The organism is Nocardia vinacea, from assembly GCF_035920345.1.
Lineage (GTDB): Bacteria > Actinomycetota > Actinomycetes > Mycobacteriales > Mycobacteriaceae > Nocardia > Nocardia vinacea_A.
This window is the reverse complement of record NZ_CP109149.1, coordinates 2,979,585-2,994,789: the sequence shown is the minus strand read 5'-3', so window position 1 is coordinate 2,994,789 and position 15,205 is coordinate 2,979,585. Positions and strand designations below refer to the sequence as shown.

Sequence of the window (15,205 nt, the reverse complement as noted above, 5' to 3'; positions counted from 1 at the left end):
GTCTGTTCCTCTTCGCTCGGGCCCGCCTCTGGTTCACTGTGCCACCGCCGTGCCGATAGTGAGCGCGCGGCCTGATGGTGCCCGCCGCCGGTGCAGCCCGCCCATCGGCACCGGACTTCAGGCGGATAACGACGCCCGAATTGGCACACGTAGACCGACCACCCGGATTCTCAACCAGAACACGCCATAGCTACCCGCTCTGCAGGATGGTCGAGCCGCGGCAGGTCTCGCCCGCAGCTGCATGCCGGGTGTCTCCAAACGGTCATCGGCAAGGTTGTGCGTGTTGAGATGTCTGTGCCAGGAGCCATGTAGGCGGCCAGGATGTAGTTCGGGTGCCGATCCAGATTCGTGCGAGGTCGGTCGTAGCGCACGGTGGTGCGGGGGTCGGCGTGGTGGGCGGCGATCTGCACATCGCGCCGGTCTACACCGACGTCGAGCATGGTGGTGACGAACGTGTGCCTGAGCATGTGCGGGTGCATCCGCGGCGATCGCACCACCGATGCTTGCGCCAGCCGCCGGAGGCGTCGGCTAGCGCAGTGCCGGTCTATTCTCCGGCCTCGGGTGTTGAGCAGAATCGTTACGACGCTATGCGGTTCGATGTCCTGGGTGATAGGGCTGTTCGAATTCGTCTTCACGCTGATCTGAGCTGCGCGGCGGGATCGGCGGCGATCCGGTCGGAATCGGTATCGTAGTCGGACAACTCGGCGTAGCGCCCCCAGCCGATCGCGGTATCCAGTTGGCGGCGGGCGTCTTCCGGTCCGAAACCGCGGCGCAGCAGGTCGACGAAGAATCCGGCGCGCAGGCTGCCGTCGCGGCTGCCCGCCAGGCCCTTGCAGATGGTGCGCACCAGTGGGGCGCGGTGGCGGGCCTGTTCGGCGAAGATCCGCTTGCTCTCCTGGATTTCGGCGGTGGTGAAGCGGCTGCCGATCTCGGTTAGCAGCACATCACCGGGATTCCACCGCGCTGATCGGCGGATGACCTCGGCGGGAGTGGATTTTGTCAGTGATCCTCGCAGCGAGCACTACGGACGGGTTGCTGTCTTCCTGGACATGTCCGGGAACCGCTGGGACCTGCTCGGCCCGGCGTGTCGAATCCACCGGAATCACGCAATCGACTGCGGCACTGGGCGAGACGGCCGATAGTCGTTTTGAGTGCATCGTGCTGTCTCCATCTATGGACCCCTGCGACGGGAGAAGTGCTGTGACAAGTCTCGACAACGACCAGACCAGCCACCGCGACACGGTTACCGACAAGCCGGAACCGCCCGGTGAACGACTCACGAACCTTCTGGCCGGGCCTCATGGCCTGGGCACCGAACTCGCCGCGCACTTCTCGACGATGACCCGGTCCGAGCCCGAACCGACGGCACCACCCGCGCCCGGCGCGATGCCGGCGGCCACACTGCCCGGCGCCGGCTTACGGCACCTTCGCGGCACTGGAACTCCCCTGGGCGAGAGCGCGTTTCGGATACCGTTCCGGCACGCGACGGCCGAGATCGAGCCCTACCGAGAACTTGCCTGGGGTGACGGTTCCGCGCCGCCACTGTACTGCCCGCCCGCCACCCGGATCGATGACAACCTCGCCGACCGGATCGACGATCGCCTCACCACGTGGGCGGAGTCGATCGGGTTCACCGACGAGGAGCTCGAGAAGCTGCGCCGGACCGGCTACGGACGGCTGGTCATGCTGACCCACACCGATTCCGACGACCCCGACCGACTGCTGGTCCCGGCCCAGATGAACACCGCCTGGTGGATGGCCGACGACTACTACGCCGACGATTCGGCGCTCGGCGCGGACCCGACCCGGCTGCCGCAACGACTCACCTTGGCGATGGCGGCCTTGGATCCGTTGCCCGACGCGGGCGAGTTCACCACTCCGCTGGAGGAGGTGCTGCGGGAAGACAAGGTGCTGCGTGCTTTCGGTTCCGCGATCGCGAATCTGCGCGCCCACGCCACCCCGGGGCAGGTGCAGCGCGCCTGCTACGCGACGTTCACGATGTTCGTGTCCTGGACCGCCTACGCCGCGTGGCGACACACCGGCGAATCACCTTCCGCGTGGGAATATCTCGCCGCCCGCCAGCACGACACCTTCTACACCTCGATGACCCTGATCGACCCCGTCGCCGGGTACGAGCTGCCCGCGAACCTCTTCTACGACGATCGGGTCCGGCAGGCCGTGTTCCGCGCGGGTACCGCCGCCGTCCTGGTCAACGACCTGTTCTCGATCAAGAAGGATGCCGCCGACGAAGTACCCGTCAGCAATATGGTGCTGCAGATCGCCGCCGATCGTGGGTGCTCGCTGGCCGAAGCGACCGAGGTCACCGTCGACCTGCACAACCGGATGGTGCACCAGTTCGAAGCCGACCATCGCGCCCTGCGCGCCATCCCCTCCCCCGAGCTCCAGCTGTTCATGCGCGGCGTTCGCGATTGGATGGGCGGCTCGTTCGAATGGCACAACACGAACCCGCGCTACCGCTAGGTCGGTCGTGCCCCGGCGGTAGCCTCGTGATGGGGGTGCTGTGCCGGTCGTGGGGGAGTCGTGGCGGTCGTCTATCTGACGGCAGCCGCTCTGAGGAGACCCTCCGCCGTCGGGCTGTCGGTCACGAGGGTGTTCACGTAGCCGGCGCGAGCTGCCACGAGGATGGAATCCACCTTGTCTTGGCCGATGGCCACGCCGATTGTGTGCGGAATGCGCGGGAGGTCCTCTAGCGGGATGGCGATGAGGCGCTCGAACCCACTGGACTCGATCGGCGCTCCGTCAGGTCCGTAGGGCCGGGCGCAAATGTCACCGACGGCGTGCTCGAGCGTTGCCTCCCGCGCCGAGATGACGCTCGGCAGCGACGATCGGTGCAGCGGTGGAGCACCGATTCCAAGTAGTGCGGCGCGCGCGGACCGCCACAGTTGCTGGACCCGTTGGATCTGTGGGTCGCTCATCAACGCTTCGTGCAGGGTCGGGGTCGGCATGGCGGGGGCGTACAGCATGACGGGGACTCCGCCGACCCGCAGCGCCAGCGCCCGCGTGATCTCGTTCGACTGGTAGTGCGCCTCCGGCTCTTCGATACCGCCGACTGTCGGGCACAGGACGACGCCGGGCAGCGGTGGGAGATCGTGACGTGCGACCGCGAATACCGTTGCGCCGGTTGACACTAGAAGCGTGTCTCCGGGGCGCAGTTGCGATTCGGCGAGCGCGTCGGCGACGCGGGGAGCGAGCAGCGTCCCCAATTCGACGCCTGGGGACTCCGGTGTCACGTATGCCGCAGTTAGTCCGAGCGCCTGGCGGAGATCATGCTCGAGGTCGGTCAGTGCCCGCTTCTCCGGGTTACGGACTGTGACCTGGACGATGCCGGTCTCGCGCGCCTCGGCGAGGAGACGACTCACGGTCGCACGGCTGGTGCCGATTTGGTGTGCGATCTCGGCCTGAGTCGCGTTGTCCAGGTAGTACAGCCGCGCCGCCTGGTACACCAGCCCCGAAGGAAACCGACGGCGGGCGCCCGCATCGATACTCCCGGCTGCTCGGTCTCTCATCGGCATCCTCCTTCCGTGCAAATCGGTGTGCAGATGTTCAGAGTATTCGATCGGGTCTGAACATTTGTGCTGTACATTTGTTCACCGATGTCTATAGTGACATAGAACACGCCTCCCTCGGGAGGTGGCAGGCAGAAGGAGTCCCTCGTGACTGATCGACAACGCACCCGATCAGGCGTTTGCGCTGGTGACACGATGCAGGCAGTCGTGTGTCACGGTCCCGCTGATTACCGGCTGGAGAAGCTACCGGTCCCGTCGCGGAGACCAGGAGAGGCACTCATCCGCGTCGAGGCCGTCGGCATTTGCGCGAGCGACCTGAAGTGCTACCACGGCGCATCGAAGTTCTGGGGTGACGAAAACCGGGCGGCATGGGCGGAGACGGAGGTCGTACCGGGGCATGAGATCACCGGGCGGATCGTCGAGCTCGACGATGCCGCTCGCGAGCGCTGGGGCGTCGAGGTCGGCGATCGCATTGTCGTCGAGCAGATCGTTCCGTGCTGGAACTGCCGCTACTGTGCCGAGGGCAACTACCACATGTGTCAGGTGCACGACATCTACGGCTTCAAGCGCGCAACCCACGGCGGCATGCAGGAGTACATGGTCATCACGCAGGGTTCTCTGGTCCATCGGATCAGCGCTGACATTCCCCCTGCGCACGCGGCCTTCGCGGAGCCGCTGTCTTGCGCACTCCACGCCGTCGAACGGGCCGACATCACGTTCTCCGATGTGGTTGTCGTCGCCGGGTGCGGGCCCATCGGCCTCGGCATGGTCGCGGGTGCGGCGGCGAAGTCTCCGGCCCAGGTCATTGCTCTGGACATGGAGCCGCGCAAGCTGGAGCTTGCGGCGCGCGCCGGGGCCACGATGACGATAGACATCAGCAAGCAAGATCCCGTTGCCCGCGTTCGAGAACTTACCGGTGGTTATGGCGCCGATGTCTACCTCGAGGCGACCGGGCACCCGTCGGCGGTGATCCAGGGCCTCAACCTGCTGCGCAAGCTCGGTCGCTTCATCGAATACAGCGTCTTCAAGGAGGCGGTGACCGTCGATTGGACGATCATCAGCGATGACAAGGAACTCGACGTGCGCGGAGCCCATCTGGGACCGAATTGCTGGCCTGCTGCGATCCGGCTCATCGAGGGCGGCAAGCTCCCGCTCGACGACATCTGCACCCACCAGCTGCCGATTGCGGAGTTTGCGCGCGGACTCGACCTCGTCGCGTCGGGCAAGGAGTCGATCAAGGTCTCACTCATTCCCTGATCGGTCGGCTCAGGCTGACGGAAACGATCGGCTCGCGACTGGCCGAACCATGGTCGCCCACTGCCACCCGGACATCACATCAGATCGGAAAAGACATCGTTATGAACGTTATCAAGACGACCCGGGCCGCCGTTGTCCTCGCTATTGCCCTCACCCTGCCGCTCGCGGCGTGTAGCTCGGGTAAGAACGCCAAAACCGCTACCGGCGGTATCGATGGCGCGAAGGTCGCCTTCCTCATGCCGGACCAGGCATCGACCAGGTATGAGCAGCACGATGCGCCGGGCTTCAAGGCTGCGCTCAGCAAGTTGTGCGCGAGCTGTACGGCGCTCTACAACAACGCCAACGCTGACGCAGCCAAGCAGCAGCAGCAGTTCGACGCCGCCATCTCGCAGGGCGTCAAGGCCATCGTGATCGATCCGGTCGACTCCACCGCCGCGGCCTCGATGGTGTCACGTGCTCAGGCCAGGGGAATCAAGGTCGTTGCCTACGATCGGCCCATCCCGGACGCGAAGGTCGATTACTACGTGTCCTTCGACAACGAGGCCATCGGCAAGGCGATCGCCGAATCGCTCGTCAAGCACATGAAGGACACCGGCGTCCCGACCGACAAGGGGATCCTGGAAGTCAACGGCTCACCGACGGACGCGGCAGCAGGTTTGATCAAGAAGGGCATCCACGAAGGCCTCGCCAGCGGCGGGTATGCGACGCTCGCCGAGTACGACACCCCGGACTGGGAGCCGACCGCTGCTCAGCAGTGGGTCGCGGGCCAGGTCTCGCGGTTCGGGGGCCAGATCGGTGGGATCGTCGCGGCCAACGACGGGACGGCCGGTGGTGCCATTGCCGCGTTGAAGGCCGCGAACGTCAAGCCTATCCCGCCGGTTACCGGCAACGACGCAACCAATGCCGGGCTCCAGCTCGTGATCTCGGGTGACCAGTACAACACGATCTCCAAGCCGAGCGAGATAGTTGCTGCCGCAGCAGCTGAAGTCGTCGTCGATCTCGTCGAGGGCAAGCAGGTCGAGGCCGTCGGTGGCGGCAACCTGACAACCGTCTTCAAGGCCCCGACCATGCTCTTCGTGCCGAAGGTCGTCACACGGGACAACCTGAAGGCTGACATCGTCGACGCCAAGATCAACACCGCAGCGGAGCTGTGCACTGGTGCCTATGCCACCGGATGCACGGCACTGGGGATCTCCTGAAACCGCCTTCACGCCATCGATAGAGTTCTTATGACAGCCACGGCAACATCGTCTACGACGCCGGTGCTCAGCCTTCGCGGTATCGGCAAGACTTTCGGCGCGGTCTCCGCGCTGACCGACATCGACATGGAAGTCCACGCCGGCGAGGTGGTCGCCCTCGTCGGCGATAACGGGGCCGGTAAGTCCACCCTGGTCAAGGTCCTGTCCGGTGTCCATCAGCCCGACTCCGGTGAGCTCTTCTTCGACGGGAAGCCCGTCACAATTCCCTCGCCGAACGCGGCACTCGAACTCGGCATCGCTACCGTTTTCCAGGATCTCGCGCTCTGTGAGAACCTCGACGTCGTCGCCAACCTGTTTCTCGGTCGAGAGCTCGGTAGGACGCGGCTCAGCGAGGTCGAGATGGAGACTCGGTCCTGGGAGCTCCTCGGGGAGCTATCGGCTCGGATCCCGAGCGTTCGCGTCCCCATCGCGTCGCTGTCAGGTGGTCAGCGCCAAACCGTCGCTATCGCCCGGTCACTGCTGGTCAACCCCCGGCTAATCATGCTCGACGAGCCGACTGCCGCCCTGGGGGTGGCGCAAACCGCGGAAGTCCTCAACCTGATCGAACGGGTGCGCGCCAAGGGGCTCGGCATCATCATGATCAGTCACAACATGGAGGACGTTCGGGCGGTCGCGGACAGGATCGTGGTGCTCCGGCTCGGCCGCAACAACGGAACCTTCGGTCCGGATGTGAGCAACCACGAGCTTGTCGCGGCAATCACGGGCGCCACGGACAACGTCGTCGCTCGTCGATCGGCCCGGCGAGCGGTCGAGGTCAACGCGGCTGTTGCGAACACCGCAGAGGAGCTGTCATGAGTCAGACGGAAACGTCTACGGAGTCCGAGGCGGCCGAGCGCACTGAACTCGACCGCCAGGACAGCCGAGTAACCGTCGGTGTGGGCGGCGTCGGCGGGATGATCACCGGATTCGGTCGCCGCGTGCGCTCCGGTGATCTGGGACCGCTCCCTGTCCTCGTCGGTCTGGTCGGCATCGCCGTTGTGTTCCAGACCCTGAATCCGGTCTTCCTTACCTCGACGAACCTGGTCAATCTGTTGTACGACAGTGCGGCCGTCGGAATGATCTCCCTGGGCATCGTGCTGGTCCTGATTCTCGGGGAGATCGACCTGTCGGTGGGTTCCTTGAGTGGTCTCTCGGCGGCGTTCCTCGGGGTTCTGTGGGTCAACAAGGGCTGGCCTATGCCGGTGGCTGTCCTAGCGGCGCTGCTCAGCGGTGCGCTGATCGGGCTGCTCTATTCACTGGTCTATACGCGATTCGGTATGCCGAGCTTCGTTGTGACTCTGGCCGGCCTGCTCGCCTTCCTCGGACTTCAGCTTCAGCTGCTCGGCAGCCACGGGTCGATCAACCTCCCGTACGGTTCGCAGCTGGTGACCTTCGGCCAGCAGCAGTTCCTCCCACCCGCTGTGGCTTATATAATCTGCGTCGTCGCTGCGGTCGGCGTGCTCGTCGCGGGTCTGGCGAACATCCGAGAACGAGCACGGGCCAATCTATCCCGGCCGTCCGTGCAGTCCCGGCTGATCAAGAGCGGTGCGCTCCTGGTCGTCTTCCTCGCCGCCACCTGGTATCTCAACCAGGACAATGGAGTGCCGTGGATGTTCATGGTCTTCGTCATCGCGGTCGTGGTGGCAAACTATGCCCTGACCCGGACCCACTGGGGAAGGCACATGTTCGCGGTCGGCGGCAGCGTCGAGGCCGCGCGTCGGGCCGGTATCAACGTCAACCGGGTCTATACGTCTGCCTTCGTCCTCACCGGCACGCTCGCGGCGCTCGGAGGTATTTTCATGGCGGCCCGGCTGGCCTCGGCCAGCCAGAGTGCCGGCACCGGCGACGTCAATCTCAACGCCATCGCCGCAGCTGTCATCGGCGGTACAAGCCTGTTCGGTGGTCGAGGATCAGCGTATTCAGCCCTGCTGGGAATCCTCGTGATCCAGTCCATCTCGAATGGATTGACATTGCTGAATCTGTCGTCGGCCCCACGGTTCATGATCACCGGCGCTGTCCTTGCCCTGGCGGTACTCATCGATTCATTGGCGCGCCGATCCCGCGTCTCGCACGGACAGGCATGAGGAACATCCTCCGGAGATGTGAGTAGGGCCGATTGCGGCCCGACTTGCACGTCGCGCGAACATCCGTCCGGCATGTGCGGAGTCACTCGGTGAATGGGGACTCCTGGATGGCGGACAGCGTGTGCACGAGCGGCTTCGTCGCTCCGTACAAGCTGTCGTAGACGCCGAACAGGTCGTCGTAAAGTGCCCGGGTGCGGGGGTTCGGTTCGATGAGCTGGCCGACGGTCGCCCAGTCGGTCTCCGGTGGAACCAGGCCGGTTCCGATCGCGGCGAGCAGCGCGTCGCCGTAGCTCGCGCCCACGGTTTGGGTCGGTACCACCTGGGGTCGGCCGACGACGTCGCTCACGATCTGAGTCCACAAGCCACCCTGCGTTCCGCCGCCGACAGCCACGAGCCGTTCGATCGGGGTCTGCTCGCTGTCGAGAAACTCGATGATCTGCCGGATGCCGTAGGCGATGCCCTCGTATGCAGCACGGAAGAGATGGCCCCGCCCGTGCCGCAGACTGAGTCCGGCGACGACGCCACGCGCTCTCGGGTCGAAGATCGGCGTGCGCTCACCAGCGAAGTACGGCAGGAGTACCAGGCCGTCGGATCCAGGCGGCACAGCCGCCGCCTCGGCGATGAGCTGTTCGAACGGCACGTCCCCGGTCAACTGCTGAACCCATGACGTGAGCGACCCCGAGGTCGACATTCCCGCGGCGAGCGTGAACTGCCCCGGCTCGATGCCAGAGGTTGTCCATAGCAGCGGGTGGGTTTGGAGGGTAGGAAGAACCTGGACGAAGAACATCGTCGAGCCGTACATCAGCATCACGTCCCCGGGTCGCCGCACCCCGGCGCTGAAAGCCTCACTCCAGGCGTCGACGGTCCCCGCGCAGACGGGAGTCCCGGCGGGCAGACCCGTCTCCTGTGCGGCCGCTGACGTTATCGCGCCAACAACCTCATGTGGCCAAACGATCTGCGGCATCTCGAGATGCCCGACGATATCGCCGATCCAATCCTGCGCCCAATCCTGTCCGCGCAGGTCGTACAGCGGGTCACTCTGGCTGGCCGTATGGTGGTCGAGCACGTAGGACCCGGTCAGTTTTGCGACGGCATATGAGCTGGAGTTGTACCACCGGGTGGCCCGTTGCCACACGTCGGGCTCGTTCCGCGCCACCCACAGCATTTTCGGTCCCACTGCTTGCGTCGACAGAGCTTTACCGCAACGCTGCAGCACTTTGTCGGCACCGAGTCGGTCAGTGAGTTCAGTTATCTCCGCCGTAGCCCGCATGTCGATTCCGTAGAGAATCGCCGACCGGACCGGGCGCAAATCCTGGTCACACAGCAGCAGGCACGGACCGACGCCACTGACGCATATGCCGGCTAGACGATGCTCTGCGATATGGGGAACGAGTTCCCGGCATACCTCGACCAGATCGCCCCACCAGATGGTCTCTGCATCTACCTCTGCCCAGCCCGGCCGAGGAAGGCTCATGCCGTGTTTTCGGACCGCCGTCGCGAGGATCCTGCCGTCGCTGGTTGTCAGCACCCCCTTGGTGCTGCCCGTACCCATGTCGACACCAAGCAGCAGATCCGACAACCCAGTCACCCGCACTTCCACGTCATTCCCGCGTCCGGCATCAGCGTAATAGAGTCGGGCGGCGGATACCGGACCATTCCCGTCCGCTTTGCTTCGGTCCGTCGCGGCCGTCGCCAGCTCGGGCAGCACCCCAAGGGTCAGCCCGCGAACGTGTGCGGGAGTCCAGCCGATCGGCCGAAGCAATTTCTCTTCATACCGGATATCGACGGACACCCGCAATGATGATGCGAAGAAGCCGGGCGCGCAGTCACATTCGGCAGCGACGTGCACGTCCCCAGCGTGCTCGCCGACAGTTCTCGGAGGCCTCCTCACTGAAGCTATCCATCAGGGTCCGCAACGAACGAACGTCAGTTGCTTATCCACACAACCCACTCAGCTGGAGCGATCTGTCCTGTCGCGTTGATCATGAGGCAGCGTTCAGCCGTGAGGTGCGGTGCCTCAACTTCGTGAGACGTCGGGGGTCCGGTGAATCTCGGTGATTTTGAGGCAAGTGTCCGTTGCAGTGTCGTCAGTTCGTCGGATGTCGATCCGTCGCTATTGTTCGGGTTTGATCAGCTTGTGTGGCAACCAGTTTCGCGACCCGGCGTGGCTGCAAGTCGGTAGTGTCGATGACGTGTGCTTCCTGGCTGTGCCAGGAACGGGCGGCGTCGTAGTCGTCGAGGCGCTCGAGGCGCCATGTTGAGTTCGGTTTTGTGGGGTCGGTTTCGATGCGGCGGAGCAGTTCGTCGCGTTCGGCGTGGAGAACGAAGTGATGCAGTGGGACGCTCGCGGTTTCGAGGCCGGTGCGGATCTCCTGCCAGTATTGGTGGACGAGAACGGATTGGGGAATGACCAGGACACCGCCGACGTAGTCGAGGATCTGTGTGGCTGCGGCCACGACCAGTCCTCGCCAGGGCTGCCAATCCTGGAAGTCCCGGACGGTTTCGGTGCCGAGGACGTGGCGGAGCATGAGCCCGACTTCCTCGGTGTCGAAGATCCGCGACCCGGGTAGCAGGGTAGTCAATTCTGTTGCGGTGGTGGTTTTTCCGGCGCCGAAGGTTCCGTTCAGCCAGATGATCATGGGGTCGAGGGTATCGGGGGCAGATCGGCGGGTGGGTCCACGATGGTCTCAGGGCGCGTTCGGGTCGGTTGATAATGACTACCTGAGCTGCCTGCTCGCTGTCCGCGAGTACCTGGAGGAGCAGGGCCAGCTGTTGTGTTGTCAGGGCGCTCGGCCGGATGTGTGGCCGTCGGGCATAGGCGCTCGACTGGCTTGTAGATCGGCACTGGTCGTGGCTGACCAACGCGGGCTGTGCGGCACACTGGATGGATCAGTTCCGCGCGTAGTGCAGGGTGCGGGGGCCGGGCTGGTAGCCGATGGACTGATAAAGGCGCGCTGGCACCGGGTATGCCTGGTCGCCGCGGGGCAGGATCGCCGACTGGGTCGCTCCGAGTGATCGGAATGCATGTAGGAGGGCGATATTGACTGCTTTGGCCAGACCGATGCCTCTGAACGCGGGAGCGCAGGAGACCGGCTCGACGAGGCCGACCTTGTTGATCTCGTCGTACCAGCCCAGTGCCGAGGCCACCCACTCGCCGTCGGGTGCGAGGACGACGAGGTCGGTCTGCTTGCGGTAGGGGTAGGCGGCCATGACGTTGCGGTAGCTCTCTGTGGTGAGGCGGGAGCCGAAGTCGGACCAGCCGGCGCGGTGCACGGCCGCCCGCCGTTCGGCGTCGCCGCTGGCGACATGGCTGATCGCGAACCCATCCGGCAGTGACGGCGCTGGGAGGCCTGCCAGATCGTGGACATGGCGGCGGAAAAACGGCCCAGCTTCCTGCGCCGTGTAGCCGCGCTGAGTCAACGCCCGACGCTGGTGACGATCGCCCTCCATCACCTGACACGACAGCGCGGGGCCTGTGGCCACCGTCTCGAACCAGTCGAGCAGCTGGGGCAGCAGCTCGACAGCGTCCGGATCGACGAGGAACTCGACGTGGCCGGGCAGCTCCACCCATGCCCACGCCAGCACCACGCCGTGTTCCTCCCAAATCGACACGCGAAACACCGTCTGTGCACTGGAGATCGAGTGCCATCCCCAGGCGACATCGCCGACATGGAACCGCCGCTCAGCTGACCAAACACGGGTGGTGTTGATCTGGGCGAGCTTGTCCTTGACGCCGCTGTAGCTGACCTGAGGCCCTCGACTTAGCCGAGCCGGCCCTCGCGTTCGGCCTCGATGATGCGGACTTGGAGATTGTCGCGGATCTCTTCCAGCCTGGGCCATTGCGCTGGGTCCGGCCGCAGAAGCGAACATCTCACACAAGCTGCTCTGCACTATGCAAGCGAACTCGCCGTCGGCTGTGTGACAGAGTGACCATGTCTGCTCGGTGCCGCGACGGCGAAGGCCTTGCCGAGCGTCGGGTGTCGTTGATCAACAACGCGCGGCCTTGGATGAAACGACATGGTGTCCAGCAAGAAGGAGCGATGTGAACGGCGGCTGTCTCTGCGGCAATATCCGTTTCTCCGCGACCGGCGACCCGGACTTCCCTCATCTGTGCTCGTGCGAGCACTGCCAGAGGCTTTCAGGCGCCCCGGTAATGTCGTGGGTGTCGTTCCCGGAGGAAGGATTCGCGTGGACCGGTCCGGGCGGGGAACCGACCTGGTTCGAGACCTTCCCGCAGATCTGCCGCGGGTTCTGTCCGAAGCGCGGTTCCTCGGTCGCGTCCAAGGGGGATGAAGCCGGCATGGTGGGGGTCACGATCACGGCCTTGGATGATCATGCCGACCTGGTGCCGGTCAAGCAGAGCTTTGCTCACAACGCAGTCCCGTGGATGGCCCCGCTGAGGTGAGGCGCTGCCTTGCGGGACCACCGATCCGGGCTGTCCCGCAAGGGCGTTGGGTTCGTTCTCCTAGCCCCTGCTGGGCGGTGGCGCCAGGGCGATCATGACGGACCTGGCGGGTGCCACCCGGCCAATCGCTCTGTCTCCGAGCGCTTTTGCCGCAAGAAGGACAACGTCAGATCGATCCTGCGATCTCGCCGAGCCACGCCTCGTGTTCGTGGATCGGGCCGCCCGCATCCCGGTGTAGGTGTCGACGGTGGTGCTGATGCTGGCGTGTCCGAGCAGCTTCTGCACGACTTCGGCGGCGGCGCAGTGGCGTAGCCCCCAGCGCCGGATGACGGTGTCGGGCAGGAAGAGTGCAGGGATTTGCGGACCGGCCAGCGAGCTCCGCGGTCACGGTTCGGGTACCGGCAATTGAGACGTTCGCCGCCGCACACAGCGCATTGAACCCACCGGTCGGATCTTGATTGCCGATGGCTGGGTGGTTTCACACCCTGGCCGGTTGAGTTCGGTACCGCGATAGCGGACGTGGCCGCTGGACGGTGCGATGAGTCCGGCGGTAATGCGCAGCAGCGTGGACTTGCCCGAATCCGGACGCCACAGCAGCGCGACGATCTCACCGCTGCGCAGTCGTAGGTCGATCCCGTCGAGCACGCGCAGTTCGTCTCGCAGTTGTGGTTTCGTCGAACGGCACCGCAATACTCGTCGAGATCCGCACGATTGCCCAGATCAGGACTGCCGCACCGACGAACACCACCACATCCGCCCGCCGATTGCGTGGCCGATCGAGGGCATCCCGAGAGAGATAGGAGCGCAGCGGAGTCATGCCCGAGCTCCGTCCGCGGTGTCGTCGACCGAAATATGCCAGCCGACACTGGTCACCGATGGTTCCAGGCTGAGCCGACTCACTGCCGATTCCATCTGCCGGTCGTCGCGCTGGTCACCGGTGAGTTCGGCGCGTACCTCCACTCGACCCGGGATTTCGGTATTCGCGCTGGACACCGAGAGCAGTCGAAAGTCGGTGCGGGTCAACGCCTGAACCAGCAGTGCCCGTACTTGGGCTTCCTGCTCATCGTTGGTCACCGCGACGAACACGTAGGACGCGGGTTGTTCTGCGGCGGCATCGGGCTGGCGGTCCACCGCACGCCCGGCGGCGCGCAGCGCGATATTGACCACCATTACCGCCACCGCGCCCGCGGCAGCAGTGGTGAACATGCCCGCACCGGCCAGCGCGCCGACGGCGGCCGAACACCACAGTGTCGCAGCGGTATTGAGCCCGCGCACATTCAAACCGTCGCGGATGATCACACCCGCGCCGAGGAAACCGATACCGGAGACGATCTGCGCGGCCACCCGGGTCGGATCGGCGGTACCGCCGTGGAAACCGTGCGCAGAGAGCAGGACGAACAGTGTCGCACCTGCCGCAACGAGCGCATTGGTGCGCAGCCCCGCCATCCTGGCCCGATACTGCCGCTCGAATCCGATCACCGCGCCCAAGCCGACACCGGCCAGCAGCCGCAGGATCATCTCTACCGTTGACATCACGCACTCCCTGACCAGGTCAAGCGCACCATCGAACAGCAGGCTACGGACTGGACCCGTGCCGGAGCGCCGCTGCGGAGGTGTCGCCGGGTGAATATTCGGCTAACGGGGGTCTGGAACTATCACCGCCGGACATCCGGCTCACCTCCTTCCTTCGATCGGACGCACGGCACAGCCGGACGTCGTGTGCCAACGTCGCAGAGCACATCAGAGGAATCCGATAAAACCACCGGTCAAAGCCTCTCCTCGTAAGACCTTTGGCACTTCACGGCGTGAACCCGACTACATCGGGAGCCAATCGGGATCACCCCTTAGGCCGGGGAGATCTGTCCTGACCCGGGGCGTCTCTCGACGTTCGGGGTCGCTGGCCTATATCCGTGAAGGAGCCTCAGCGAACGATCGGCACCTTGCGTTGGCAAGTAAACACCCGCGTGGCCGGCCTCGCAACCCGGTGTGCGCCGCGCAACGTCCAATCGCGCTGCGCGGGAGCCGAATGCGGACCGAATCAGGACTGGTAGAGCGAACGGTAGGCGGCGAGCGTGGCCACGCAGTGGTCGATCACCTGCTCGCGGGTGGCGCGCAGCGATCCGTTCAACCACGCCGAGAACATGCCCGCGTTACCGCTGGCCATGGTGAGCGCGGCCAGTCTGCGCCGCACCGGATCATCGATATGAGCGAACAGGTGGTCCTGCAGGACCTTGGTGAAGACCGGCATGACCGCGATGGTGGTCTGGCCGAGGCCGGTACTCGAGTACGGTTCGACCAGGAACAGCCGGGACTTGCGCGGATCGGCGAGCACCTTGTCGACGAGGATCTCCGACAGCACCCGGTCGCGGGAGGGATCGGCGGCGGCGAACGCCGTCATCGGTTCCAGGAATTCGTCGGCGACCTGCCGGTAGAGCACATCCAGCAGTTCGTCGCGGCTGGCGAAACTCTCGTAGAAGTACCGGTCGGTGAGATTGGCGCGTCGGCATACCGCGCGCATGGTGACACCGCCCGCGCCCGATTCTCCGATCAGGTCGAGCGCGGCCTCGAGCAGCGCGGAGCGGCGTGCCTCTCGACGTTCGGTGAGCGTCGTACCGCCCCAGATCCGAGGACCGGCATCGTCAACTGATTCCTGGCCTTTTTGCACCCGCCCACACTAATGCCTGGCCGCAATGA

The 15,205-nt window shown here is 65.0% G+C and carries 15 protein-coding genes and 1 riboswitch; of the genes, 6 read left to right on the top strand and 9 right to left on the bottom strand.

From position 1 onward, the window contains the following. Positions 1-170 precede the first annotated feature (170 nt). Together OIE68_RS47065 and OIE68_RS13780 are read right to left on the bottom strand one after the other, a co-directional pair. On the bottom strand, positions 171-635 hold the full coding sequence (locus OIE68_RS47065) for a tyrosine-type recombinase/integrase (protein WP_419150701.1): 465 nt from the start codon (positions 633-635) through the stop codon (positions 171-173). Next, the gene (locus tag OIE68_RS13780) at positions 632-943 is read right to left on the bottom strand and encodes an AAA-associated domain-containing protein (RefSeq protein ID WP_419150700.1); all 312 of its coding nucleotides are present in this window, start codon (positions 941-943) and stop codon (positions 632-634) included. Before OIE68_RS13780 ends, OIE68_RS47065 begins: the two co-directional genes overlap by 4 nt. A 257-nt stretch (positions 944-1,200) precedes the next feature. Between OIE68_RS13780 and OIE68_RS13775 the strand changes: the two genes are divergently transcribed. After that, complete coding sequence (locus OIE68_RS13775) at positions 1,201-2,481, top strand: family 2 encapsulin nanocompartment cargo protein terpene cyclase (protein ID WP_327099772.1); 1,281 nt, start codon at positions 1,201-1,203, stop codon at positions 2,479-2,481. 71 nt (positions 2,482-2,552) lie between these two features. On the opposite strand, the gene OIE68_RS13770 is transcribed toward OIE68_RS13775, so the two are convergent. Next, entirely contained in the window at positions 2,553-3,527 is a 975-nt protein-coding gene (locus OIE68_RS13770) for a sugar-binding transcriptional regulator (protein ID WP_327099771.1), read from the bottom strand. A gap of 195 nt (positions 3,528-3,722) precedes the next feature. On the opposite strand from OIE68_RS13770, the gene OIE68_RS13765 reads away from it, so the two are divergent. The 4 genes from OIE68_RS13765 to OIE68_RS13750 all read left to right on the top strand — a co-directional run bounded on the left by OIE68_RS13765 (position 3,723) and on the right by OIE68_RS13750 (position 8,106). Next, a complete protein-coding gene (locus tag OIE68_RS13765) occupies positions 3,723-4,784 on the top strand; it encodes an alcohol dehydrogenase catalytic domain-containing protein (RefSeq protein ID WP_327101661.1) in 1,062 nt (353 codons plus the stop codon). 101 nt (positions 4,785-4,885) lie between these two features. Further along, positions 4,886-5,983 carry a substrate-binding domain-containing protein gene (locus OIE68_RS13760; RefSeq protein WP_327099770.1) on the top strand — a complete coding sequence of 366 codons (1,098 nt, stop codon included), beginning with the start codon at positions 4,886-4,888 and terminating at the stop codon, positions 5,981-5,983. Between the two features lie 30 nt (positions 5,984-6,013). Continuing rightward, the gene (locus OIE68_RS13755) at positions 6,014-6,838 is read left to right on the top strand and encodes an ATP-binding cassette domain-containing protein (protein WP_327099769.1); all 825 of its coding nucleotides are present in this window, start codon (positions 6,014-6,016) and stop codon (positions 6,836-6,838) included. Continuing rightward, entirely contained in the window at positions 6,835-8,106 is a 1,272-nt protein-coding gene (locus OIE68_RS13750; RefSeq protein ID WP_327099768.1) for a sugar ABC transporter permease, read from the top strand. The genes OIE68_RS13755 and OIE68_RS13750 overlap by 4 nt, the downstream gene beginning before the upstream one ends. A gap of 82 nt (positions 8,107-8,188) precedes the next feature. Here OIE68_RS13750 and OIE68_RS13745 read toward each other — a convergent pair whose 3' ends face one another. From OIE68_RS13745 to OIE68_RS13735, 3 genes are all read right to left on the bottom strand, one after another. Beyond that, the gene (locus OIE68_RS13745; protein ID WP_327101660.1) at positions 8,189-9,694 is read right to left on the bottom strand and encodes an FGGY-family carbohydrate kinase; all 1,506 of its coding nucleotides are present in this window, start codon (positions 9,692-9,694) and stop codon (positions 8,189-8,191) included. A 499-nt stretch (positions 9,695-10,193) separates the two neighbouring features. Then, the gene (locus tag OIE68_RS13740; RefSeq protein WP_327099767.1) at positions 10,194-10,745 is read right to left on the bottom strand and encodes an AAA family ATPase; all 552 of its coding nucleotides are present in this window, start codon (positions 10,743-10,745) and stop codon (positions 10,194-10,196) included. A gap of 250 nt (positions 10,746-10,995) precedes the next feature. Further along, positions 10,996-11,718 carry a hypothetical protein gene (locus OIE68_RS13735; RefSeq protein WP_327099766.1) on the bottom strand — a complete coding sequence of 241 codons (723 nt, stop codon included), beginning with the start codon at positions 11,716-11,718 and terminating at the stop codon, positions 10,996-10,998. Between the two features lie 430 nt (positions 11,719-12,148). On the opposite strand from OIE68_RS13735, the gene OIE68_RS13730 reads away from it, so the two are divergent. Continuing rightward, positions 12,149-12,511 (top strand): GFA family protein, encoded by a 363-nt coding sequence (locus OIE68_RS13730; RefSeq protein ID WP_327099765.1) that lies wholly within the window; start codon positions 12,149-12,151, stop codon positions 12,509-12,511. A 384-nt stretch (positions 12,512-12,895) separates the two neighbouring features. Here the strand turns inward: OIE68_RS13730 and OIE68_RS13725 are convergent, their stop codons facing one another. The 3 genes from OIE68_RS13725 to OIE68_RS13715 form a co-directional block, all read right to left on the bottom strand. Then, positions 12,896-13,156, bottom strand: a complete 261-nt coding sequence (locus OIE68_RS13725) for an ATP-binding cassette domain-containing protein (RefSeq protein ID WP_327099764.1) — start codon at positions 13,154-13,156, stop codon at positions 12,896-12,898. Positions 13,157-13,324: 168 nt separating this feature from the next. Continuing rightward, entirely contained in the window at positions 13,325-14,044 is a 720-nt protein-coding gene (locus OIE68_RS13720; protein ID WP_327099763.1) for an MgtC/SapB family protein, read from the bottom strand. Between the two features lie 235 nt (positions 14,045-14,279). Next, positions 14,280-14,451: riboswitch (M-box (ykoK) riboswitch) on the bottom strand. 98 nt (positions 14,452-14,549) lie between these two features. Further along, complete coding sequence (locus OIE68_RS13715; protein ID WP_327099762.1) at positions 14,550-15,176, bottom strand: TetR/AcrR family transcriptional regulator; 627 nt, start codon at positions 15,174-15,176, stop codon at positions 14,550-14,552. Positions 15,177-15,205: the final 29 nt, after the last annotated feature.

Bases quoted from the DNA above. Each gene is read 5' to 3' on its own strand.
- OIE68_RS13760 (WP_327099770.1), top strand. From the start codon at position 4,886: ATGAACGTTATCAAGACGACCCGGGCCGCCGTTGTCCTCGCTATTGCC.
- OIE68_RS13750 (WP_327099768.1), top strand. From the start codon at position 6,835: ATGAGTCAGACGGAAACGTCTACGGAGTCCGAGGCGGCCGAGCGCACT.
- OIE68_RS13770 (WP_327099771.1), bottom strand. From the start codon at position 3,527: ATGAGAGACCGAGCAGCCGGGAGTATCGATGCGGGCGCCCGCCGTCGG.
- OIE68_RS13755 (WP_327099769.1), top strand. From the start codon at position 6,014: ATGACAGCCACGGCAACATCGTCTACGACGCCGGTGCTCAGCCTTCGC.
- OIE68_RS13765 (WP_327101661.1), top strand. From the start codon at position 3,723: ATGCAGGCAGTCGTGTGTCACGGTCCCGCTGATTACCGGCTGGAGAAG.
- OIE68_RS13740 (WP_327099767.1), bottom strand. From the start codon at position 10,745: ATGATCATCTGGCTGAACGGAACCTTCGGCGCCGGAAAAACCACCACC.
- OIE68_RS13720 (WP_327099763.1), bottom strand. From the start codon at position 14,044: ATGTCAACGGTAGAGATGATCCTGCGGCTGCTGGCCGGTGTCGGCTTG.